The sequence below is a fragment of the Neotabrizicola shimadae genome, assembly GCF_019623905.1.
Lineage (GTDB): Bacteria > Pseudomonadota > Alphaproteobacteria > Rhodobacterales > Rhodobacteraceae > Neotabrizicola > Neotabrizicola shimadae.
The window spans coordinates 1,951,274-1,972,519 of the sequence record NZ_CP069370.1 but is presented as its reverse complement, the minus strand read 5'-3'; the positions used below and the strand labels follow the sequence as shown (position 1 = coordinate 1,972,519).

Annotated in this window: 21 protein-coding genes; 8 read left to right on the top strand and 13 right to left on the bottom strand. The window is 65.7% G+C overall.

The features are described from left to right. Window positions 1–114 precede the first annotated feature (114 nt). Complete coding sequence (locus JO391_RS09500) at window positions 115–855, top strand: Bax inhibitor-1/YccA family protein (protein ID WP_220664293.1); 741 nt, start codon at window positions 115–117, stop codon at window positions 853–855. 48 nt (window positions 856–903) lie between these two features. Here the strand turns inward: JO391_RS09500 and JO391_RS09495 are convergent, their stop codons facing one another. The 4 genes from JO391_RS09495 to JO391_RS09480 all read right to left on the bottom strand — a co-directional run bounded on the left by JO391_RS09495 (window position 904) and on the right by JO391_RS09480 (window position 3,244). Continuing rightward, window positions 904–1,422, bottom strand: a complete 519-nt coding sequence (locus JO391_RS09495; protein WP_220664292.1) for a P-loop NTPase family protein — start codon at window positions 1,420–1,422, stop codon at window positions 904–906. Then, the gene (locus JO391_RS09490) at window positions 1,423–1,929 is read right to left on the bottom strand and encodes a GNAT family N-acetyltransferase (protein WP_220664291.1); all 507 of its coding nucleotides are present in this window, start codon (window positions 1,927–1,929) and stop codon (window positions 1,423–1,425) included. Between the two features lie 68 nt (window positions 1,930–1,997). After that, window positions 1,998–2,165: a 50S ribosomal protein L33 gene (gene rpmG, locus JO391_RS09485; protein ID WP_023666545.1), complete on the bottom strand. Its 168-nt coding sequence runs from the start codon at window positions 2,163–2,165 to the stop codon at window positions 1,998–2,000. A gap of 110 nt (window positions 2,166–2,275) precedes the next feature. Beyond that, complete coding sequence (locus tag JO391_RS09480; RefSeq protein ID WP_220664290.1) at window positions 2,276–3,244, bottom strand: NADPH:quinone oxidoreductase family protein; 969 nt, start codon at window positions 3,242–3,244, stop codon at window positions 2,276–2,278. 256 nt (window positions 3,245–3,500) lie between these two features. Here JO391_RS09480 and JO391_RS09475 point away from each other — a divergent pair, with 256 nt between their 5' ends. The 5 genes from JO391_RS09475 (at window position 3,501) to JO391_RS09455 (ending at window position 9,562) form a co-directional block, all read left to right on the top strand. Further along, window positions 3,501–3,857, top strand: coding sequence for a helix-turn-helix domain-containing protein (locus JO391_RS09475; RefSeq protein WP_220664511.1), 357 nt, complete (start codon window positions 3,501–3,503; stop codon window positions 3,855–3,857). Window positions 3,858–3,930: 73 nt separating this feature from the next. After that, a complete protein-coding gene (locus tag JO391_RS09470; RefSeq protein ID WP_220664289.1) occupies window positions 3,931–4,731 on the top strand; it encodes an inositol monophosphatase family protein in 801 nt (266 codons plus the stop codon). A gap of 117 nt (window positions 4,732–4,848) precedes the next feature. Next, a complete protein-coding gene (locus JO391_RS09465) occupies window positions 4,849–6,192 on the top strand; it encodes an 8-oxoguanine deaminase (RefSeq protein ID WP_220664288.1) in 1,344 nt (447 codons plus the stop codon). A 99-nt stretch (window positions 6,193–6,291) separates the two neighbouring features. After that, window positions 6,292–9,012 carry a beta strand repeat-containing protein gene (locus JO391_RS09460; protein WP_220664287.1) on the top strand — a complete coding sequence of 907 codons (2,721 nt, stop codon included), beginning with the start codon at window positions 6,292–6,294 and terminating at the stop codon, window positions 9,010–9,012. Window positions 9,013–9,139: 127 nt separating this feature from the next. Beyond that, complete coding sequence (locus tag JO391_RS09455) at window positions 9,140–9,562, top strand: hypothetical protein (protein ID WP_220664286.1); 423 nt, start codon at window positions 9,140–9,142, stop codon at window positions 9,560–9,562. Here JO391_RS09455 and guaD read toward each other — a convergent pair. Beyond that, window positions 9,534–10,817, bottom strand: a complete 1,284-nt coding sequence (gene guaD / locus JO391_RS09450) for a guanine deaminase (protein WP_220664285.1) — start codon at window positions 10,815–10,817, stop codon at window positions 9,534–9,536. The two genes, JO391_RS09455 and guaD, sit on opposite strands and share 29 nt — an antisense overlap. A gap of 255 nt (window positions 10,818–11,072) precedes the next feature. Between guaD and mgtE the strand changes: the two genes are divergently transcribed. Both mgtE and JO391_RS09440 read left to right on the top strand, forming a co-directional pair. Continuing rightward, window positions 11,073–12,452, top strand: coding sequence for a magnesium transporter (gene mgtE, locus JO391_RS09445; protein ID WP_220664284.1), 1,380 nt, complete (start codon window positions 11,073–11,075; stop codon window positions 12,450–12,452). Next, window positions 12,449–12,988, top strand: a complete 540-nt coding sequence (locus tag JO391_RS09440) for a 5-formyltetrahydrofolate cyclo-ligase (protein WP_220664283.1) — start codon at window positions 12,449–12,451, stop codon at window positions 12,986–12,988. The genes mgtE and JO391_RS09440 overlap by 4 nt, the downstream gene beginning before the upstream one ends. A gap of 90 nt (window positions 12,989–13,078) precedes the next feature. Here JO391_RS09440 and JO391_RS09435 read toward each other — a convergent pair whose 3' ends face one another. The 8 genes from JO391_RS09435 to JO391_RS09400 all read right to left on the bottom strand — a co-directional run bounded on the left by JO391_RS09435 (window position 13,079) and on the right by JO391_RS09400 (window position 21,186). Further along, window positions 13,079–14,392 carry a DUF8689 domain-containing protein gene (locus tag JO391_RS09435; RefSeq protein WP_220664282.1) on the bottom strand — a complete coding sequence of 438 codons (1,314 nt, stop codon included), beginning with the start codon at window positions 14,390–14,392 and terminating at the stop codon, window positions 13,079–13,081. A 61-nt stretch (window positions 14,393–14,453) separates the two neighbouring features. Beyond that, window positions 14,454–14,945: a prepilin peptidase gene (locus JO391_RS09430; RefSeq protein ID WP_220664281.1), complete on the bottom strand. Its 492-nt coding sequence runs from the start codon at window positions 14,943–14,945 to the stop codon at window positions 14,454–14,456. A gap of 4 nt (window positions 14,946–14,949) precedes the next feature. Beyond that, window positions 14,950–15,792, bottom strand: a complete 843-nt coding sequence (locus JO391_RS09425) for a tetratricopeptide repeat protein (protein ID WP_220664280.1) — start codon at window positions 15,790–15,792, stop codon at window positions 14,950–14,952. 34 nt (window positions 15,793–15,826) lie between these two features. Next, a complete protein-coding gene (locus JO391_RS09420) occupies window positions 15,827–16,387 on the bottom strand; it encodes a tetratricopeptide repeat protein (protein WP_220664279.1) in 561 nt (186 codons plus the stop codon). 78 nt (window positions 16,388–16,465) lie between these two features. Continuing rightward, window positions 16,466–17,443 carry a type II secretion system F family protein gene (locus JO391_RS09415; RefSeq protein WP_220664278.1) on the bottom strand — a complete coding sequence of 326 codons (978 nt, stop codon included), beginning with the start codon at window positions 17,441–17,443 and terminating at the stop codon, window positions 16,466–16,468. 7 nt (window positions 17,444–17,450) lie between these two features. Beyond that, on the bottom strand, window positions 17,451–18,419 hold the full coding sequence (locus tag JO391_RS09410; protein WP_220664277.1) for a type II secretion system F family protein: 969 nt from the start codon (window positions 18,417–18,419) through the stop codon (window positions 17,451–17,453). Between the two features lie 9 nt (window positions 18,420–18,428). Next, complete coding sequence (locus JO391_RS09405; protein ID WP_220664276.1) at window positions 18,429–19,889, bottom strand: TadA family conjugal transfer-associated ATPase; 1,461 nt, start codon at window positions 19,887–19,889, stop codon at window positions 18,429–18,431. A gap of 19 nt (window positions 19,890–19,908) precedes the next feature. Beyond that, window positions 19,909–21,186 carry a CpaE/TadZ family protein gene (locus tag JO391_RS09400; protein WP_220664275.1) on the bottom strand — a complete coding sequence of 426 codons (1,278 nt, stop codon included), beginning with the start codon at window positions 21,184–21,186 and terminating at the stop codon, window positions 19,909–19,911. Window positions 21,187–21,246 lie beyond the last annotated feature (60 nt).

Below are 21,246 nucleotides of genomic sequence, written 5' to 3'. Positions count from 1 at the left end.
ATGTTTTCTGAAGAGAGTTCTTGAAATGTGCCCTGACGCTTCCGATATTGCCGGCAGAGCCCGGCCCTTGAAAAGGCCGGGAATAAGCAATGGCGCAGACATCGGAGGCAACACATGGCTGAATTTGACACGATCCGTACGGCGGGCGTCGGTGCCCGGGCCGCACAGATCGACGAGGGCCTTCGTGCCCACATGAACAAGGTCTACGGGCTGATGTCCGTCGGCATGCTGATCACGGGCGCGGTTGCCTGGGCGGTCGGCACGTCGCCGGCGCTGATGTCGGCCCTGATGGACCCGGCGACGGGCAAGATGAACATCCTGGGCTGGGTGGTCATGTTCCTGCCCCTGGGCATGGTGATGTTCTTCGGCGCGGCGTTGAACCGCCTGTCGCTGGCCGGCGCGCAGCTGTACTTCTATGTGTATGCCGCGATCATGGGCCTGTCGCTGGCCTGGATCTTCCTGGCGTTCACCGGCGCCTCGATCGCCACGACCTTCCTGGTCACGGCCATCGCCTTCGCCTCGCTGTCGCTGTACGGCTATACGACGAAGCGTGACCTGTCGCCCTTCGGGACCTTCCTGATCATGGGCGTGGTGGGGCTGATCGTGGCCTCGCTGGTCAACATCTTCCTCGCCTCGGCGGCGATGTCCTTCGCCATCTCGGTGATCGGCGTGCTTCTGTTCGCGGGCCTGACCGCCTTCGACACGCAGCGCATCAAGAACGAGTACATCCAGCACGCGCAGGCGATGGATCAGGAATGGCTGGGCAAGGCCGCCATCATGGGCGCGCTGCAGCTGTACCTGGACTTCATCAACCTGTTCATGTTCCTGCTGCAGTTCCTGGGCGACCGTCGCTGACGGTTTACAGGCAAAGGTGCGGGGGCCGGTCCGGTGGACCGGCCCTTTTCATTTGGGCAGGCTGTCGAGGAAGCGCCGGACGTCCCTGAGCGAGGTCAGGCGCAGGACGGGGATGCCGGGCGGGGCGGCGGCGAGCATGCGGGCGATGCGGTTGCGGCCGGTGTGGCGGGTCGCCCAGATGTAGCGCCAGAAGGGCAGGGTTTCGGGGCCGAAGCGTTCGGGGCAGCCTTCGGGCAGGTCGGGGCGGGTGCGGCCGTGGTCCAGCAGGCTGCGGCGCAGGACCCGCCAGGCACGGAGCGGCAGGGGTATGTCGAGCCAGAGGATCAGGTCGGCGCGGGCGGCGCGGCTGGCATAGGTGGCGGAGTGGCCGCCTTCGAAGATCCAGGTCTCTTGCGCCTCGACCTCGCGGGCAAGGCGGGTCTTTTCGGCATGGGGCCGCTCGACCCAGCCGGGCATCCAGTGGATGTGGTCCATGTGGTGCACCGGCAGGCCGGTGCGCTGCCCGAGCTGGCGGGCGAGGGTGGATTTGCCGGAGCCGGGCTGGCCCACGATCATGATGCGCTGCATCTAGCCCTCGCGCGTCATGCGGATCGCCGGGAAGGCGATGCCGGGGGCGAGGGGGATGTCGGCCGGGCCGAGGGTGGTGAAGCCGAGGCTCTGGTAGAAGCGTTCAGCGGTGCGGGTGGACCAGCAGTCGAACCGCGTGACGCCGGTGGCGCGGGCCTGGTCCATGGCGCGGGTCAGCACGGCGCGGGCGAGGCCGCGGCGGGTGTTGCGGTCGTCGGTGACGACGTGGCGGATATGGGCGGTGCTCGCGCGGTGCGCGCCGTCGGTGGGCGCACCGCGCGACCAGCCGCCGGCGGCCAGCACGGCGCCGGCGCTGTTGCAGGCGAGCCAGTAGCGCCCGGAGGCCAGGAGTTCGGGCCGGGCACGGGCGATGAGCGGGATGGCCGTGACCAGCACCGAGGGCGGGTAGTCGGCGGCGAGCAGGCGCGGATAGGCACGGGCCAGAAGCGCATCGACCGCCGCCAGATCGGCAGGGGTGGCGAGGCGCAGGGTGATGGTGTCGGACATGCGGACCCCCGAAAAGCAAAAGGCCGCGTCGGGCGACGCGGCCTTACATCCCGAACGGGAAAGCGATCTTACTTGATCTTGCCTTCCTTGTATTCGACATGCTCCCGCTTGACGGGGTCATACTTCTTTACGACCATCTTTTCGGTCATGGTGCGGGCATTCTTCTTGGTCACATAGAAGTGCCCGGTGCCCGCCGTCGAGTTCAGACGGATCTTGATCGTCGTCGGCTTCGCCATTTCGTTTCTCCTTGGCCGGGGAAACTGGCGTTGCCCCGTGAATTCTTGAAGCCCGCCTTTTACGCAGGCGCGAAGCAGAGTCAACAGCGAAACCGCGGGTTTTTCGCGGTTCAGGCGGCGGGATCGACCATCAGCACGACCTTGCCGGTGGCCTTGCGGTCGCGGATGAGGGCCAGCGCCTCGGGCAGGGCGTCGAAGGGCAGGGCGTGGCTGACGAGCGGCTTCAGTGCGCCTTCGGCCACCCAGTCGAACAGGGTGGCGAGGCTGTCGCGAGCGAGCGCCGGGGCGAACCGCGTGTAACCGCCCCACCACAGGCCGATGACGGTGAGGTTCTTGACCAGAAGCAGGTTGGCCGGGATGGGCGGCACCTCGCCCGAGGCGAAGCCGATGGGGATGAGGCGGCCTTCGGGGCGGGCGGCGCGCAGTGCCGCGTCGAAGGCGGGGCCGCCCACCGGATCGTAGAACACGTCGATGCCGCCGAGGTCCTTCAGCGCCTCTTTCAGGCCCGGCGCCTCGCTGTCGATGAGGTGGTGGGCGCCCGCGGCGCGGGCGATGTCCAGCCGGTCGGCGCCGCGCGCCGAGGCAATGACGCGCGCGCCCATGCGGACACCGATTTCCACCGCGGTCAGGCCCACGCCGCCGGCGGCGCCGGTGACGAAAAGCGTCTCGCCGGGTTGGAGGCGGGCGCGATGGGCCAGCGCGAGGTGCGAGGTGCCGTAGGCGATGAGGAAGCCTGCGGCGGTGGCGAAATCCATCGTGTCGGGCAGGGGCACAAGGGTTTCGGCGGGGACCAGGGCATATTCGGCGAAAGCGCCGAGCGTGGCCGCGGCGACGCGGGTACCGGGGGGCGGTCCGGCGGTGCCTGGACCCAGAGCCTCGACCCGGCCGGCGAGTTCGAGGCCGGGGGTGAAGGGCAGGGCGGGGCGGTCCTGGTAGGCGCCCTTTGCCATCAGGAGGTCGGCAAAGTTGAGACCGGCCGCCGCCACACGCACCAGGGCCTGTCCGGGGCCAGGTTCGGGCCGGTCAAGGTTGGCCAGCACCGGTGAGTCGCCAAGTGATTCGATCCGCCAGGCGCGCAACGGCCTCTCCTTCAATTTATGCGGTTTCTTTCAGCTTTTCCGACTGTTGGCCGGTTGGCAAGGGGTCTGCACGGTGCAGTGGGGTCGCGCGGGAGGTGAGTTTCGCCTATCCACCTGTACAATTGGACTTGTCCATTTAGACAGGTTTACAGGCGAGCGGCTGGAGGCGATTTTCAACCCTGCGGTGACTGGGGTTCCGAAGACCGGTGCGCGAGGGCCGTGGTGACGAGTGACAAACCCATGATTGGAGTATTCGATGAAGCATCCCGTTGACGCCCATGTCGGCAAGCGTATCCGCCATCGGCGCTGGATGATTGGCATGACGCAACAGCAGCTTGCGGACAAGGTCGGTATCAAGTTCCAGCAGATCCAGAAGTACGAAACCGGCATGAACCGGGTCAGCGCGTCCCGCCTGTGGGACATTGCCGATGCCCTGGGCGTGACGATTTCCTTCTTCTTTGAAGGGCTGGAAGACGCCGCCGAGCCGGCTGGTGCCCCCGACATGATGGCCGACAAGGAAGCGCTGGAGCTGGTGCGGTCTTATTACGCCATTCCCGAAGCGCAACGCCGCCGCCTGTTTGATCTGGCGCGCGTGCTGAGCGAAGCCGCCTGAAGGGAACCTTGACCGCGCCATGGCGCCGGGCTAGCGACCGGGGATGCCCCGGTGCGGGGCCGGCGGAGGCACCATGGCGCGGATTGATGCGGCAACGGCCGAAGACCTGATCTCGACGGCCGCTGAACTGGCCGAGGCGGCGCGGAACGCGACGCTTCTGCACTTCCGGACCGACGCCCTTGCGGCGGATTCCAAGGAAACGCACCGGTTCGACCCGGTGACGGTGGCCGACCGGCTGAGCGAGGAGCGCATGCGCGCCATCCTTGCCCGGCGGCGTCCGCAGGACGGCATCCTGGGCGAGGAGTTCGGGGCGGTCCAGGGAACGTCCGGCCTGACCTGGGTGCTGGATCCCATTGACGGGACGCGCGGCTATCTTTCGGGCACGCCCACCTGGGGGGTGCTGATCTCGGTCCGCGATGCGGAGGGCGTGGTTTACGGGCTGATCGACCAACCCTATATCCGCGAACGGTTCGAGGGTGGGCTGGGCCGCGCGCTGGTGACGGGGCCTTCGGGAGAGCGGGTGCTGCGGTGCCGGGGGCCGCGCGCCCTGTCGGATGCCATCCTGTTTTCGACCTTTCCGGAAGTGGGAACGCCCGCCGAGGGTGCGGCGTTCCGCAACGTGGCGGCGCGGGCGCGGCTGGTGCGCTATGGAATGGATTGCTATGGCTATGCGCTGGTTGCGGCCGGGCAGATCGACCTGGTGATCGAGGCAGGCTTGCAGGCCTATGACGTGCAGGCACCGATTGCGGTGATCGAGGCGGCGGGCGGCATCGTCACCGACTGGCAGGGCGGGCCGTGCCTGGAGGGTGGGCGCGTGCTGGCGGCGGCAAATGCCGAAATTCACGCCGAAGCACTGCGCTGGCTGAACGGCTGACCGCGCGAGACTTGCGCCCGGCTTCTGCGGCGGGCAGATTTGCGGCGCAGGATCCGAGTCCTTTCCCCCTTCTGTCGGCCTGCCACACAGTCTCACCGAAGGGGTGAGGATGGTGAGATGACGGATATCCTGATCCGCAATGCCGATGTGGTTGTGACCATGAACGCCGCCCGCGAAGAGATCGCCGGCGGCGATGTGCTGATACGCGGCGGCGCGGTCGCGGCGGTAGGCAAGGGGGTGCAGGCGCCGGGGGCCGAGGTGGTGGAGGCCCGCGGCTGCGTGGTGACGCCGGGCCTGGTGAACACCCATCACCACCTGTACCAGACGCTGACCCGCGTGGTGCCGGGCGGGCAGGATGCGCTGCTGTTCGGATGGCTGAAGACGCTGTACCCGATCTGGGCGAAGTTCGGACCGGAGGAGATGTTCGTCTCGGCCCAGGTGGGGCTGGCGGAACTGGCGCTTTCGGGCTGCACGCTGACCTCGGATCACCTGTATCTTTACCCGAACGGATCGCGTCTGGATGACACGATCGCCGCGGCGCGAGAGGTGGGGCTGCGGTTCCATCCGACGCGGGGTGCCATGTCGATTGGCGAAAGCGCGGGCGGGTTGCCGCCGGACAGCCTTGTCGAGAACGAGCGCGCGATCCTTGAGGATTGCATCCGGGTGGTGGATGCCTTTCACGACGCGGCACCGGGGGCGATGGTGCGGGTGGGACTGGCACCCTGTTCGCCCTTTTCGGTGAGCCGCGAGCTGATGCGCGATGCGGCCCTGCTGGCGCGGGACAAGGGGGTGATGCTGCACACCCATCTGGCCGAGAACGACGAGGACATCGCCTATTCCCTGGCGCAGTTTGGCTGCCGGCCTGGGCAATATGCCGAGGATCTGGGATGGACCGGGCCGGATGTCTGGCACGCGCATTGCGTGAAGCTGGACGGCCAGGAAATCGGGCTTTTCGCACGGACCGGCACGGGCGTGGCGCATTGCCCTTGTTCCAACTGCCGGCTGGGATCGGGCATCGCGCCGGTGCGCGCGATGCGGGATGCGGGAGTGAAGGTGGGGCTGGGGGTGGACGGATCGGCCAGCAACGACGCCGGCAGCCTGATCGCCGAGGCGCGGCAGGCGCTTCTGTTGCAGCGCGTGGCGCGGGGGGCGGATGCCATGAGCGCGCGCGAGGTGCTGGAGATCGGCACTCTGGGCGGGGCGCGGGTCCTGGGGCGTGACGATTGCGGGGCACTGGCGCCGGGGATGCGGGCCGACCTGGCGATCTGGGATGTCTCTGGCATCGAGGCGGCGGGGGCCTGGGACCCCGTGGCGGCGCTGGTCCTGTGCGGGCCGACGCGGGTGCGCGACCTGTTTGTCGAGGGGCGGCAGGTGGTGCGGGGCGGGGCGATGGCAAGCATCGACCTGGGCCGCGCGGTGGACCGCCAGAACGCCCTGGCGCGGCGGCTGATGGCGGGTTGATCCTGATCAAATACTGAATATGATCAAACTTTGACCTGGATCATGGCGGGTTTGCCCAATCTCTGATCGGTTTGCGTAAGGCCGCAAATGGAGGGGATTATGGCGATTACGGGTCTTCCGACGACGACTGGCGACGATCTGGTGACGGTGACGCCGGGAACGTATCACTCGGTCGATGCTTTGGCCGGGACTGACAGGCTTGTCGTGAACTGGGCCACGCTGGGTACGGATGTCACGCTGCGTGACGTCGGCTACGGCTGGTGGCGGTTTGCTGACGATTTCAGTTCGGCGATCGACTTCATCAACTTCGAGAGCTTCGACATCACGACCGGGTCCGGCAATGACCGGATCGGCGGGCGGGATGGGAATGACCGGCTGGTGAGCGGGGCCGGCAATGACTCGATCTCCAGCGGACTTGGCGCCGATACGATTGATGGCGGGGCTGGACGGGATCTGTGGTCCGCGAACTATGGCGGGCTGAACGTGGGCGTCACGGTGACGCTGACGCCCGGCGTGTGGAACATCATCGGCGCGACGGGCGCGCGGCTGCGCGGCATCGAGCAGGTGAGCCTGGTGACCGGCAGCGGCGGAGATCTGGTTGATGCCAGCGCGGTGACGGGCGACCAGTATTTCGAATCCGGCGCCGGGAACGACACGTTCATCGTGAACAGCGGTCGATCCACCTTCAACGCCGGAGTGGATGAAGACCTGCTGGTGGCCGACTTCTCGGCGGCGACGACGCGCATCTCCTGGACCGACCGCGGATATGGCTGGTGGCGTCTGGGCGATCAGGCCGGCACGCGGTGGGTGGACACCTACAGTGTCGAGCGGGTGAATCTGACCGGCGGGTCTGGCCATGACATCCTGTCGGGCGGTGGCCTGGTGGACACCCTGACCGGCGGGGCCGGCAATGACTGGCTGAACGGCGTGTCGGGTGCCGACGTGATCGCCGGTGGCGATGGCACGGATGTCTGGGAAGCCAACATGTCGGGCTATACCACCTCGGTCCAGGTGAACCTGAACACGCAGACCGCGAATGTCGCCACGATCAGCGGGATCGAGCGGCTTTCCCTGACCACGGGCGCCGGCAGCGACCGGATCACGGCCCATGCCGGTATCTACAACGATGTCATCAACACCAATGATGGCAACGACGTCATCACCACGGGCCGTGGCTTCGACTCGGTCAATGGCGGCGGTCAGACCGATACGCTGATCGTGGACTGGAGCGGCATCACCGGCGCGGACAGCGGCATCTCGCACAGCGACCGCGGCTATGGCTGGTGGCGGTTCTCGTCGCGCAGCGGCGACATCGTCGATTACTACGGCATCGAGCAGCTGAACCTGACCGGCGGCGCCGGGCATGACACGCTGGTCGGCTGGGGCAACCGCGATACGCTGAACGGCAACGATGGCGACGACTGGCTGAACAGCGCGGCCGGAACGGCGGTGATCGACGGCGGCGCGGGCCATGACGCCTGGGCGGCCGATCTGACGGCGTTGAACGGCGCGATGCTGTTCGATGCGGTTGCCAGCCAGACCACGGCGCAGCTTACAGCGCGCAACCTGTCCATCCGCAACATCGAGCAGGTCAGCATCTCGCTTGGCGCCGGGAACGACAGTTTCTCGACCGCGGGCTATGCGCTGAACGACACGATGAACGGCGGGCTTGGCAATGACACGCTGAACCCCGGCCTGGGCATAGACCGCGTGAACGGTGAGGCGGGGACCGACCTTCTGGTGCTGAGCTTTGCCGGGTTCGATCAGGACATCGACAACCGCGACGTGGGCTATGGCTGGTGGCGGTATGGCACCGTGTCGGACAGCCAGTATGCGGACTACCTCAACATGGAGCGGTTCAACATCACCGGCGGCAACGGCAACGATGCACTGGATGGCGGCGCGCTGGCCGATACGCTGATCGGCGGGGCGGGCAACGACACCCTCTATTCCGGTGCAGGCGGTGCCGACTCGGTCAATGGCGGGGCCGGCCAGGACACCTGGGCGATGAACCTGAGCGCCGCGACAGCCGGCCTGACGCTGACGCTCACGGCGGCTGGAGCTGGCACGTTGGTCGGCAATGGCACAAAGCTGGCCGGGATCGAGAGCGTGCAGCTGAACACCGGGTCAGGCAATGACACGATCAACCTGTCTGCCGTGGTGGGCAATCATGTGCTGAACACCAATGACGGCAACGACGTGGTGAACGTCGGTACCGGCGGCGTCAACGAGGTGAACGGCGGGGCCGGCACCGACAAGCTGACCGCCGATGCCAGCACCGCGACCGCCAGCGTGCGCACCGTGGACAAGGGGTATGGCTGGTGGGCGATGGAGGCGGTGGATGGATCCTACAGCACCCGTTACATCAACGTCGATCAGTTCGACTTCACCGGCTCGGCCTACAATGACCGGCTGAGTGGCTTCGGCGGCAACGATGTGCTGCGCGGCGCAGCCGGGCGGGACATCCTGAACGGCGGCGGCGGCACCGACACGCTGTATGGCGGCGCGGATGCCGACCAGTTCCTGTTCACCTCGGTCTGGTCGAACGGCACGGATCTGGTGGCCGACGCTGCGGCCGGTGACATCCTGCGGTTCGAGGGTGTCCACATCAACAGCCTCGCCGCCGGCAACGGTGCGACGGTTGGCCAATGGGCGGCAGAGATCGAGACCGTGGGCGGTGTGACCTCGATCTACATCGGTCTGGATGCGACGGCGGGCTACGACTTCCGCGTCAACCTGACGGGCGCGTTCGGAGCGGGCAGCTTCAGTGTGGTCGACTGGAATGCCTGGAACGGCGCTGCGGATCTGATCGTCACCTAGAAACGGTCAATTGTGTCCCCTCACTGGGGCGGCTTCGGCCGCCCCTTTCTTTTGGCGGCGCGGGGCGCTGGTCGAGAGGGGCAGGAAATGCTAGGCGCAAGGCAGGTTTGGCGCAGCGGGGACGGCGATGGGGCACAATTACGAGGCGCAGCGGCGCGAGACCTTCGCCACCTTCAAGGGGGCGAAGGGCCTGCCCGCGATGTCGGCGGTAGATTTCCAGTTCTTTGTGGAGGAGCTGGACGCGGACTGGGCGGCCTTTGAAAAGGCGTTGCGCGCCAAGGGGTTTCATACGCGGCGCCTGGGGGACCGCGAGACGGTGATTGCCACTTCGGCGCCGATCCCGGTTACACCTGAGGCGGTGTGGGAGCGCGAGCGGATGGCGACCGAGATCGCGCTGGCGCATGACTTCTATCCTGACGGCTGGGAACTGGCCGATCCTGCCCCGCCGCCGCCGAAGCGGCCGCGCACGCCGAAACCCGAGGGGCGCGCGCCCGCGGCGCCGCGCGGCCCGAGGCCGGCCCCTAAGCGCGGGCAGAAGCCTTCCCCATGATCCGCACGTCGCGGATGGCGCGGTCGTCTCCCATCATGATGGTCGGGAAGAGTGCCTCCCAGATCGTTTCTGCCCGCCGCGTGGCCTGTTCGATGGCGGGGGTGGAGGCGAGGTCGATCACCACGATGTCGGCCTCCATGCTCGGTGCAAGGTTGCCAATGCTGTCCTGGGCATGGAGTGCCCGGGCGGAGCCTTGCGTTGCCAGCCACCAGAGCTGTGAGGGGTGTAGCGCCTGGCCGCGGAGTTGTGCGACCTCGTAAGCGGCGGCCATAGTGCGCAGCATGGAGAACGAGGACCCGCCGCCGGTATCGGTGGCGAGGCCGACGCGCAGTTTCGTGGCGAGTGCCATGTCGAAGAGGCCCGAGCCAATGAAGGTGTTGGAGGTCGGGCAGTGGATCAGGCTGGCGCCCGCCTCGATGAGGCGGGATTTCTCGCGGTCTGTCAGGTGGATGGCGTGGCCGTAGAGTGCGCCTTCGCGCAGGAGGCCCTGGGATTCGTAGGTATCCAGATAGTCGCGCGACTGTGGGAACAGGGACTTCACCCAGGCGATTTCGTCGGTCTGTTCGCTGAGGTGGGTCTGCATCAGGCAATCGGGGTATTCCCGCCAGAGCTGGCCAAGGGCGGCGAGCTGTTCGGGCGTGGACGTAGGTGAGAAGCGCGGCGTGATGACATAGTTCAGCCGGTCGATCCCGTGCCATTTCTCCAGAAGCCGGCGGCTGTCGTCGTAGGCCGATTGGGCGGTGTCGCGCAGGCCTTCGGGCGCGTTGCGGTCCATGCAGGTCTTGCCGGCGTAAAGGCGCATCCCGCGGGCTTGGGCCGCCGAGAAGATGGCGTCCACGCTGGCCGGATGGATCGTCGCGTAGGTGCAGACCGTGGTGGTGCCGTGGGCGGTGACGAGGTCTAGGTAGCGGTGCGCGATCGCTTCGGCATAGGCAGGATCGGCGAAGCGCATTTCCTCGGGGAAGGTGTAGCTGTTCAGCCAGTCGATCAGCCGCTTGCCCCAGGAGGCGATGATGGCGGTCTGGGGGTAGTGCACATGGGCATCGACGAAGCCCGCGGAGATGAGCGCCTTGCCATGGTCGGTGACCCTGGCCTGCGGATAACGGGCGCGCAGATCGGTGGCGGAACCCACGGCGAGGATGCGGCCCTGGTCGATGGCCACGCCGCCGGCGCTGTCATGCAGCGCGGCTTCGGGGCCCATCTCGAAGGGGTCGCCCTGGAAGCGGAGGGTCTGGCCTAGGATCAGTTCGGTCATCGGGGTCCCCGTGCATGTCGAGGGCACAGCCTAAGGCCTTGTGCTGTTGCAGAAAAGTGGGGGGCTTGTGGCAGGTGCCGGTCTGGCTTGCGCCTTTTGGGCCGCCTGCGCCGTATTTGGGTAAAGGTGAATGCAAAGGGAAGTCAAGGGCTTGGCCTTTTGGCCGCGTCGCGGCTGCGGCGAAAAAGGTCGGACCTGCCCCTGTTTCTTTGAAAGAGCTTTCGCTAAGGTCGCGGCAATCCGAACGGGGGTCTCATGGGCGAGGACAGTGCCATCATCGAAGGGACCGAGGTGGCCCTGGACGAAGCCCGGCTGGAGGCTGTGCTGGAGGCTGTGGAGGCCCGCGACGGCGCGCGCCTGACCGCTCTGCTTGAGCCGCTGCACCCGGCCGACATCGCCGACATCCTTGAACAGATCGGCCCTTCCGAACGTCTTGACCTGCTGCAGCTTTACGGCCGCGAGTTCGATGGCGAGATCCTTTCGGAAATCGACGAAGGCATCCGTGAGGAGGTCGTCGAGGCGCTGCCGCCCGAGATTCTGGCCGAAGCGGTGCGCGAGCTTGAATCCGACGATGTCGTGGACCTTCTGGAGGACATCGAGGAGCCGCAGCAGCGCGGCCTGATCCTTGGTGCACTGGACCAGTCGGAGCGGGCCGCGGTCGAACAGGCGATGTCCTACCCGGAGCATTCCGCCGGCCGCCTTATGCAGCGCGAGGTGGTGGTGGCGCCTTTGGATTGGACCGTGGGCCAGACCATCGACTTCCTGCGGGGCGCAGATCACCTGCCGGACCAGTTCTACCATGTCATCCTGGTCGATCCGCGCATGAAGCCGCAGGGGTATGTCACGCTTGGGCGGGTGCTGTCCTCGGCGCGGGATGCGAAACTGAAGGACATCACGGAAGAGAGTTTTCGCACCATACAGGCCACCGATGAAGAGGCTGACGTGGCCTATATGTTCAACCAGTATCACCTGATCTCTTGCCCGGTGGTGGACAAGGGCGGGCGGCTGGTGGGCGTGATCACCATCGACGATGCGATGAACGTGCTGGACGAGGAGCACGAGGAAGACATGCTGCGCCTGGCTGGCGTGGGCGACGAATCCAGCCTGTCGGACGGGCCGCTGGAAACCGCCAAGTCGCGGCTGCCCTGGCTGGTGGTGAACCTTGCGACGGCCTCGCTGTCGGCCTTGGTGATTTCGGCATTCGAGGGCACCATCGCCTCGCTGGTGGCGCTGGCGGCACTGATGCCCATCGTCGCCTCGACCGGGGGGATCGCCGGCACGCAGTCGCTGGCCGTTTCGGTGCGGGCGCTGGCGACGCGCGACCTGACGCGGGCAAATGCCAAGCGGGTGATCCTGCGCGAGCTGGTGGCGGGCGTGCTGAACGGGCTGGGGCTGGCGCTGATTCTGGGCGTGGCCGGGTCGCTGATCTTTGGCGATATCAAGATCGGACTGGTTCTGGCGGCGGCCATGGTGGTCAACCAGATCGTGGCGGCGCTTGGGGGGGTTCTGGTGCCCCTGACGCTGGACCGGCTGGGGCTGGACCCGGCGCTGGCCTCGGGCACCTTCGTGACCACGCTGACCGATGTGATGGGGTTCTTCGCCTTCCTTGGGCTCGCCACCCTGGTGCTGATATGACCGACAAGGCCGCAGCGCGGAAGTCGGCCTTTGCCGCCCGCAAGGCGGCCTTTGCGGCAGGGCAGGGGCAGGCGGCGGAATTGCTGGCCGATGTCCTGGCGGCCCATGCGGGCAAGCGGTTGGCGGGCTACATGGCGATGCGGACCGAGATCGACCCGACGGCGGCCATGGCGGCCCATGCCGGGCCGGTGGGTGTGCCGGTGATCCTGGGGCCGGGGCAGGCGCTGAAGTTCCGCGAATGGTCGCCGGGCTGCACCATGGTGCCGGGCGAGTTTGGCGCGGCCATCCCGGCGGAAGGCGCCTGGATCGAGCCCGAGGTGCTGATCGTGCCGCTGCTGTCGTTTGACGCGCGGGGGTATCGCCTTGGCTATGGCGGTGGCTTCTATGACCGCACGCTGGAAGGCCTGCGCGCGCGCGGGCCGGTGCTGGCGCTTGGCTTTGCCTTCGACGCGCAGGAGGTTGACGAGGTTCCGACCGAGCCGACCGACCAGCGGCTGGATGCCATCGTCACCGAAAGCGGGATCCGGCGGTTCTGATCGCCTGCCCCGGTCGCGCGCCGGTCAAGGCACGCTTGCGGAGGCGGGGTCGATCAGCCGCGGGGCCCCGGCCTGCGCCGGGGCACAGGGTCAGCGTGCGATGGCCTCGTCGCGGACGAACATGTTGGCCCAGGCACGATCGACCAGTTCCGGGCTCATCTGATAGGGGATGCCCTCGAACTCGCAGATGGCAATCATCTGGTCGATCAGGAAGGTGGGCTGGTAGTTCGCGAAATTGTTGCTGATGGTCGGGTACTTGACCTTCAGGAGGTGCAGCAGGGTCTTTTCGTCCAGCGGCATCTTCTTCTTGCGCGCGACCATGGCGAAGATCTTCAGGAACATCTCCTGGTTCGGGCCGTCGACCTTGATCTTGAAGAAGATGCGGCGCAGCGCGGCACCGTCGAAGATCTCGTTCGGGTGGAAGTTGGTCGAGAAGATTACCAGCGTGTCGAAGGGCACGGTGAACTTTTCGCCCGATTGCAGGGCGAGGATGTCCTTCGCCTCTTCCAGCGGCACGATCCAGCGGTTCACCAGCTTTTGCGGCGGCTCGGACTGGCGGCCAAGGTCGTCGACGATGAAGATGCCGCCCGAGGCCTTCAGTTGTAGCGGCGCAGTATAGGTGCGCGCCACCGGGTTGTACTTCAGGTCCAGCATGTCCAGCGTGAGTTCGCCCCCGGTGATGACCGTAGGCCGTTCGCAGAACACATAGCGGTTGTCGAAGCGGTTCGAGGTGCGGCGCAGGCTGTTGGGGTCGTCCACCGCCATTTCGGCCTGGCTGTGTACGATGGGGTCATAGACCGTGATGACCTGGCCCGCATATTCGATGGCGCGCGGCACATAGATGCGATCGCCAAGCGCGGCGCGGATGCCGTTCGAGATGGAGGATTTGCCGTTGCCGGGCGGGCCGTACATCAGGATCGACCGGCCAGAGGTGACGGCGGGACCGAGGTGGTCCAGCAGGTCGGGCGGCAGGATCAGGTGGCCCATGGCGCCGATCAACTGGTCGCGGGTCAGGCGGATGTCGCGCACCGACTGGCGCTTCATCTGCACCGCGTAATCCGTCAGCGGGATGGGCATGGCGCCGTAGTATTCGGACTGACTGAGCGCATCCAGCGCGCGGGCCTTGCCGGCATCGGTAAGCTGATAGCCCATCTCGTTGCCGGATGTCGCGTGCAGGGTGCCGGTGGCTTCCAGAAGGCGCTGGGTGCGGGCGAGGTCCACAAGCTCCTGGGTTAGCGGCACCGGCAGGCAGATGGCGCGGCTGATCTCGGACACGAGCTCGAGGTTCATCCGGAACAGTGTCTTCAAGAGGATGTCCCGCATCATCACCTGGCCAAGGCCGGTCTCGGCCAGGGTCCGCGGCGCGGGTGGGGCAAGGACATTGGGGGGCGCGATGGCGTTCATGGGACAATCCTGACGGGAGTGTGCGGCAGGTCGATGGCAAAGCTGCGGCAGCGGGGCGGCGTCATGCGCCGATCCCCGCGGCGCGTCCGATGAGGCTGAGCGCCAGCGCCCCGGCAAGGGCGAGGCCCATGGGGAACTTGGCATCTGTCCAGCTGGCCCAGTCGGGCGTGGCACTGCGGAACGCGCCCATGGCCCGCATCGTGCGATGGGCCGCGAAGGCGCCCAGCAGGCAAGAGGCGAACAGGATGTAGACGACGTTCCAGGGGGTACCGAGGAAGAAGGGCGCCATGGCCGCCGCGAACTTGGCATCGCCCGCGCCGACCAGACGGGTCAGGTTGGCCAGGAAACCGACGACCAGCACGGCAAGACCCAGGGCAATGCCCCAGGCCCAGTCTGCCAGCGGCACGAGGAAGAGCCCGAGCACCAGCCAGACCAGCGCCAGCGCGTAGTTGGCCAGGTTCGGGATACGCATGAACTTCATGTCCGACCAAGCCACCCAAAGGCAGATCGGCAGTACGAAGGGCAGGAAGATCAGGGCGGCCGTGGCCGACATCGCCTCAGCCGTCCAACGCGGCGAGGCTGCGCTCGGCCGCCTCGAAATACTGCGGGTTGGTGTCGATGGCCTGTTGCAGAAGCTGCTTGCCCACGTTCACGTCGCCGCGCTTGATGGCCGTCAGCGCCAGCGTGTACAGCAGTTCGCTGTTCTCCTTCTGGCTCATCTGGATCACCGGCATGTCGTATTTGCCTTGGGCGCCGCGCGCCAGGATCAGGTTGTTCTTCGCAGTGAACAGGCCTGGATCATAAGTCAGCGACTCAAGGAACAGACGTTCGGCGCCGCTGTAATCCTGGCGCGTCAGTTTCGAGAAGCCCCAGTTGTTGTAGATGCCGGCAGGCTGGGTCGTCAGACCGGCGGCGATTTCATAGAAGCTGTCGGCCTTCTTCCACTGCTTCTGGCTGTCGGCCACCATCGCCTCGTAGCGATAGCGTTCGTAGGTCTCGAAGGTGGGCGGAACCTGGTTCAGCATGGCGGCTGCCTGATCCCAGTTGTTCACCCGGATGTAGGTTCCTGCCAGTTCGACCCGGTCGGCATTGGTGCCGTCGGGCGAGTTCACCACTTCGGTCCAGACGACGACCGCCTCGGTCGGCTTGCCTGCGCGGTTCAGCGACTTGGCCAGCATCCGCTTGGTGTCGATGCTTTGCGGATTTGCGGCGACCGCGCCCTTGAAGTAGGTCACGGCCTCGTTCGGGTCGCCGACCGTGAGCATGATTTCGTTGAGGTTCGCCTGATCGACTTCGGTCACGCTGTCGATGGCGCGCTTGACCTCGGCCTCGTTGTTGCGCTGGCAGGCCGCCAGTGCCGTGCTTGCGATGCACAGCGCAAGTAGAACGGGGTGGCGCATTTCGCGTCCTTTTGAACTGCTCGACCCAGAGCCGTCAGAGATCGGACAGGGTGACGAGATTGGTGGACCCGTCCTGTTCGCGCACAACGGCAGAGGGAGATTTGCCTTCTACGGGAGCAGAATACACGGTTCCCTCGGACTGCGCGATAGCTAGGCGAAGATTTTCGCGAATGGAGTCCGTGGCGCCACTGTCCAGCGCATAGGCGCGCTGGAAGAAGACCCGCGCCTCGCCGGGCTTGTCCTCGTTCATCAGCACGACGCCGAGGTTGTTCAGGGCAGGGATGTTCTCGGGGTCTTCGTCGACGGCACGGCGCAGGGCCAGTTCAGCCTGGTTGAGCCTGCCGAGGGCAAGGTTGGCCGAACCGATGGAGGCCAGGACATCCGAGGTCATGCCTTCGTCGGCGGCGGCGCGGAGATAGGCTTTCAGCGCAAGTTCATATTCGCCCGAGGCCATGAGCCGGTCGCCCACCACCATGCCGCTTTCGCCCCGCCGGCTGCCATCGGCGGCGGGCGGGCCGCCGCCCGTGCCGGAAAGGCCAAGGCCGCCCGGTGAACAGGCGGCCAGAAGCAGAAGGATCGCGACGGCAGGCCGCATCCCTGGCAGGCGGGGCAGGGCTATCTCAGCACCCTCCGCCTGCTGCGGTCGTTTGCCGATGGGGCGTGCGGGTCAAGTTCATTGGCCTCCGAGCGTCTGCGTGATGCCGTAGACCGAAGGTCCGATCAGGATGATCATCAGGGGCGGCACCGTGAACATCATTGTGCCCAGAGTAAGTTTGGTCGGCAAGACGTTCGCCTTCTCTTCGGCACGCATCACGCGCTTGTCACGCATTTCGGCCGAATAGACGCGAAGGGCTTCGGCGATCGAGGTGCCGAAGGTGGCGGACTGGACCAGCGTGGTCACGAAGGAGGACACGTCCGCGATGCCGACGCGTTCGGACATGTCCTTCAGAACCTGCACCCGTTCCTTGCCAGCCTTGACTTCGTTCGCGACGATCTCGAACTCGTCGGCCAGTGCCGGGTAGCCTGCACGGGTTTCCTTTGCGACGCGAATGATCGACTGGTCCAGCGACTGGCCGGCTTCGACACAGACCAGCATCAGGTCGAGCGCATCGGGAAAGCCCGAGATGATTTCCTGCGTCCGGGTCTGAGCGCGGCGCTGCACCCAGTACTGCGGCAGGTAATAGCCCATGACGCCGGGAAACAGGGTCGAGAGGATCAGACCTTGCGTGTTCACTTCCTGGCTGGAGGAAAGGAACATGCTGTAGATCACGCCGATGGCGAGGGCCCCGATGCCCAGGGTGAACTGGGCAAAGTGGAACAGGCGGACCGCGTTCTTGTCGCGGTAGCCGGCGCGCAGCATCTTGAGCCGCGAGGCCGACATCTGTTCGGCATCCTGCGGTTCCAGGAAGGAGGCGAAGCGTTCCAGCTTTTCGGCGCGGTCGCGCTGGCGCAAGGGTGCGGCTTCGGTGCTGGAGATGTTCTGCACCTGGCGTTGCGCCTTGAGCTTGTCAAAAGGCTCGGGCGTCTTCTTCAGCATGACCGCCAGGGCCACGGCCACCAGCGCAAGCCCGGCCGCCAGCAGCCCGATCATCGGCCCCAGCGGACCGAACTTCTCGGTCAAGGTCTGGCTGATGTTTGCTACGAAGGACATGGCAGCCTCAAACCTTGATGTTGACCATCATCTTCATGAAGATGACATTGACGATCAGGAACACGGCCACGATGAGCGCCGCGGGGATGAAGGCGGGAGTGTCCTTCACGTCGTCATAGTAGTCGGGGCGGATCACGCTGATCATGATCAACGCGGCGATCGGGAAGCCCGACAGGAACATGCCCGACCATTTCGCCTCGGCCGTGATGGCCTTCACACGGCGGAACAGCTTGAAGCGCGCGCGGATCACCTTGGCCAGACCTTCGAGGATCTCGGCAAGGTTGCCGCCCGATTGCTGCTGGATCGTCACGGCAACGGCAAGGAAGCGCAGGTCCTGGCTGTCCATCCGTTCTGCGAAGGCCTTCAGGCTGTCGGCCACGTCCCGGCCGTAGGCGGCTTCGTCGGCGATCATGCCGAATTCGGTGCCCAAGGGGTCAGGAACTTCCTTCGCCACGATGGCGATGGCCGACGAGAAGGGGTGGCCGACGCGCAGGCTGCGCACCATGAGTTCCACCGCGTCGGGAAGCTGTTCTTCCAGAAGCGCCATGCGTTTCTTGGCCTTGCGGTCCACCCAGGTGTAGACGCCACCCACTCCCATGATGAGGGCCACGACCATGCGCACCGGGGTCGACGCCTCTGTCCCAAGCGTCAGGCCGAAGTAGGACACCACGGACAGCACGCCCATGATCATCACCAGCTGTTTCGGCGAGAAGGCGATGTTCGCCCGTTGCGCCTTTGTGGCGAGGATCGAGTAGAGCGGAATCCCCATCGAGTTCATGTGCTGGGACATTTCCTTGCGGAGCTGTTCCAGAACCTGCTCGCGGTTTCCGTTCTTTTCCAGAAGAGACAGGCGCCGCGAGACGCGGCTGTTCAGGCTGATCGACTTGCCGAAGACGGTCAGGTACAGGCCTTCGACCAGCAGGATCACCGCGACGAAGATGAGGACATAGATCAGGGGGGCCGCAGAGATCTGCATGGGAGTGCCTTACGCGATGGGTTCGTAGATCGACGCCGGCAGGTCGTAGCCCCACTGGCGGAAGCGTTCCGAGTAGGCCGACCGAATGCCGGTGGCATTGAAGCGACCGATGATCTTGCCCGAAGGTTCGATGCCCAGGCGTTCATAGCGGAACACCTCCTGCATCGAGATGACCTCGCCCTCCATCCCTGTAATCTCGGTGATCGAGATCATGCGGCGCGAGCCGTCCTGCAGACGGCTGGCCTGCACGATCAGGTTCACGGCGCTGGCGATCTGGGCGCGCACCGCCTTCAGCGGCATTTCGATGCCGGCCATGGCGATCATGTTTTCCAGGCGGCTCACTGCGTCGCGGGCCGAGTTGGCGTGGATCGTGGTCATCGAGCCGTCGTGGCCGGTGTTCATGGCCTGCAGCATGTCGATCACTTCCTCGCCGCGGGTTTCGCCCACGATGATGCGGTCGGGGCGCATCCGCAGCGCGTTTCGCAGACAGTCTCGCTGCGTCACCGCGCCCTTGCCTTCAACGTTCGGCGGGCGGCTTTCCATCCGACCGACATGGACCTGCTGGAGCTGCAGTTCCGCCGTGTCCTCGATGGTCAGAACGCGTTCGCGGTTGTCGATGAAGCTTGACAGCGCGTTCAGCGTGGTCGTCTTGCCCGAACCCGTACCGCCCGAAACGATCACGTTCAGCCGGCAGGCGACGGCAGCCTGCAGATAGGCGGCCATCTCCTCGGTGAAGGCGCCGAAGCGCACGAGGTCGTCGACCTTCAGCTTTTCCTTCTTGAACTTACGGATCGAGACAAGGCTGCCGTCTACGGCAACCGGGGGCACCATGCAGTTGAAACGGCTGCCGTCGGCAAGGCGGGCGTCGCAATAGGGGTTCGATTCGTCGACACGGCGGCCGACAGCAGACACGATCTTGTCGATGATCCGCAGGAGGTGCCGTTCGTCCTTGAACGTGATGTCGGTCAGTTCCAGCCGTCCGGACCGTTCGACGAACACCCGCTGCGGTCCGTTCACCAGAATGTCGTTGACGGTTTCGTCCTTGAGCAGGCTTTCCAGCGGCCCGAGGCCCATGACCTCGTCATACAGCTCCTGCGTCAGGGTGGAGCGGTCGGCCGAGTTGAGCGAGACGGACATCTCGTCCAGCGCCTCGGCCGAGATCGCGGCGATCTCCTGCTTGAGGCTCGCTTCCGAGGCGTGTTCGATCGCGGCGAGGTTCAGGTTGTCGAGCAGCCGCTTGTGCAGCTCGACCTTCAGCTCCATCAGCCGTTCCTTGCGCTTCTTTTCCTTTTCCGCTGCGATGACCTCGGCCGAGGGCTTCGGCACGGCAGTAGGGACCGGCCGAACTTGTCCGGTAGAGGCCTGGGGCGCGGCGCCGGCAAGCTTTGCGGCGGGGGCGGGCGAGGTGACCGCGGCCGTCGTAGCAGTGCGCGCGGCGTCTGACTCCGGTTTCTTGAAGCGCGAGAACATGGTTTTCCCCCGATCCGTCTCAGCCCTTGCCGGCTTCGACGGCCTTGTTCAGTTCGAAAAGCGACTTGGCCAGCTTCTGAAGCTCGCGGCGCAACGGGTTCTTGGCGGCGGATTCCGCCAGGGGCAGGCCGTGATCGTTGGCCTGGGTGACCTGGGCGCCGCCATCGGGCAGTTGCAGTTCTATTTCGATGTCCAGGCTTTCGGCCATGCGCTTGACCCGGCTCTTGGCCGAAAGATCGGTGAACTTTGGCGCATAGTTCAGGACATAGCGCAGCTTTTCATGCGGCAGGCCCTCGGCCTTCAGCGCACGGATCAGGCGCAGCACGTTCTGGGCCGAGCGCAGATCCAACTGCATGGTCGCAAAGTAGACATGGGCGCGCGCCAGGACGGTCTCTGTCCAGTTCACGATGGTCGAAGGCATGTCCACCACGACAAAGTCGAAATTCGCCTGCGCCATGTCCAGAAGCTTGCCGATCTCTTCAGGCCCCACGATGTCGAGGGGAAGCATGTCCGACGGGGCCGTCAGCACATGCAGCTTGTCGTTGAAGGTCAGCATCGCCGAAAGGAGGCTGTCGCTGTCGGCGGCGCCCATGTCGGTCAGCATCTCGAACACCACTTCCTTGCGTGGCAGGTCGAGATAGGTCGCAACTGAGCCGTACTGGAAATCAAGGTCGATCAGGCAGACCCGCGGGGCATCGGTCTTGATGACCGCGGCGAGTTCCCAGGCCAGGTTCACGGCGAAGGTCGTGGCGCCTGTTCCACCGGCGAGGCCATGGACCGGCAGCAGAACGCCGTCACGGTCGCCCTTTGCCTTGAAGCTTGGGTGCGAGAATTCCTCGTCAACCAGGCCGTCGCGGGTGGCCACAACAACGGGCGCTGCCGCCGCCTGGGTCTTGCGCATCCGTTCGATTGCGTCATGCAGGGCGCCGTCCGGCAGGGGGTAGGGCACGAAGTCCTCGGCCCCCAGGCGCAGAAGCTGGTGCAGTGCCACCGGGCTCACCTGATCGGCGATCAGGATGACCTTGATGCCCTTCACCTTCGCCTGCTTGATGATCTCGGCAATGCGGCCGAGATCCTTTTCATCTTCGGCATTCACCGCGACGGCGACGAACTCCAGCGATGCGGCATCGGGCTGGCCGAAGAAGGTTATCGCATCGTCGAAGGACAGATCACCCCAGCTTTCTCCGAGCTCGAGTTCCATGTCGTCGATCAGAAGATCGAAGTTCTGCACATCGCGCGAGATCGTACAGGCCACGATCGGCGCCGGGTCCGGCTGTAGATTTGCCACGCTCGTCATCGCCTCTGTTCGTCCTTTCAAAGACGGCCCCCGGAACGGGACCACCCTTGCGTGAGAGCC

Excerpts from the sequence above, each read along its gene's own strand:
- JO391_RS09415 (WP_220664278.1), bottom strand. The coding sequence starts at position 17,443 with ATGTCCTTCGTAGCAAACATCAGCCAGACCTTGACCGAGAAGTTCGGT.
- JO391_RS09455 (WP_220664286.1), top strand. The coding sequence starts at position 9,140 with ATGGGGCACAATTACGAGGCGCAGCGGCGCGAGACCTTCGCCACCTTC.
- JO391_RS09420 (WP_220664279.1), bottom strand. The coding sequence starts at position 16,387 with ATGCGGCCTGCCGTCGCGATCCTTCTGCTTCTGGCCGCCTGTTCACCG.
- JO391_RS09490 (WP_220664291.1), bottom strand. The coding sequence starts at position 1,929 with ATGTCCGACACCATCACCCTGCGCCTCGCCACCCCTGCCGATCTGGCG.
- JO391_RS09460 (WP_220664287.1), top strand. The coding sequence starts at position 6,292 with ATGGCGATTACGGGTCTTCCGACGACGACTGGCGACGATCTGGTGACG.
- JO391_RS09465 (WP_220664288.1), top strand. The coding sequence starts at position 4,849 with ATGACGGATATCCTGATCCGCAATGCCGATGTGGTTGTGACCATGAAC.
- JO391_RS09440 (WP_220664283.1), top strand. The coding sequence starts at position 12,449 with ATGACCGACAAGGCCGCAGCGCGGAAGTCGGCCTTTGCCGCCCGCAAG.
- JO391_RS09405 (WP_220664276.1), bottom strand. The coding sequence starts at position 19,889 with ATGTTCTCGCGCTTCAAGAAACCGGAGTCAGACGCCGCGCGCACTGCT.
- JO391_RS09400 (WP_220664275.1), bottom strand. The coding sequence starts at position 21,186 with ATGACGAGCGTGGCAAATCTACAGCCGGACCCGGCGCCGATCGTGGCC.
- JO391_RS09495 (WP_220664292.1), bottom strand. The coding sequence starts at position 1,422 with ATGCAGCGCATCATGATCGTGGGCCAGCCCGGCTCCGGCAAATCCACC.
- JO391_RS09435 (WP_220664282.1), bottom strand. The coding sequence starts at position 14,392 with ATGAACGCCATCGCGCCCCCCAATGTCCTTGCCCCACCCGCGCCGCGG.
- rpmG (WP_023666545.1), bottom strand. The coding sequence starts at position 2,165 with ATGGCGAAGCCGACGACGATCAAGATCCGTCTGAACTCGACGGCGGGC.
- JO391_RS09470 (WP_220664289.1), top strand. The coding sequence starts at position 3,931 with ATGGCGCGGATTGATGCGGCAACGGCCGAAGACCTGATCTCGACGGCC.
- JO391_RS09500 (WP_220664293.1), top strand. The coding sequence starts at position 115 with ATGGCTGAATTTGACACGATCCGTACGGCGGGCGTCGGTGCCCGGGCC.
- JO391_RS09410 (WP_220664277.1), bottom strand. The coding sequence starts at position 18,419 with ATGCAGATCTCTGCGGCCCCCCTGATCTATGTCCTCATCTTCGTCGCG.
- JO391_RS09430 (WP_220664281.1), bottom strand. The coding sequence starts at position 14,945 with ATGTCGGCCACGGCCGCCCTGATCTTCCTGCCCTTCGTACTGCCGATC.
- guaD (WP_220664285.1), bottom strand. The coding sequence starts at position 10,817 with ATGACCGAACTGATCCTAGGCCAGACCCTCCGCTTCCAGGGCGACCCC.
- mgtE (WP_220664284.1), top strand. The coding sequence starts at position 11,073 with ATGGGCGAGGACAGTGCCATCATCGAAGGGACCGAGGTGGCCCTGGAC.
- JO391_RS09475 (WP_220664511.1), top strand. The coding sequence starts at position 3,501 with ATGAAGCATCCCGTTGACGCCCATGTCGGCAAGCGTATCCGCCATCGG.
- JO391_RS09425 (WP_220664280.1), bottom strand. The coding sequence starts at position 15,792 with ATGCGCCACCCCGTTCTACTTGCGCTGTGCATCGCAAGCACGGCACTG.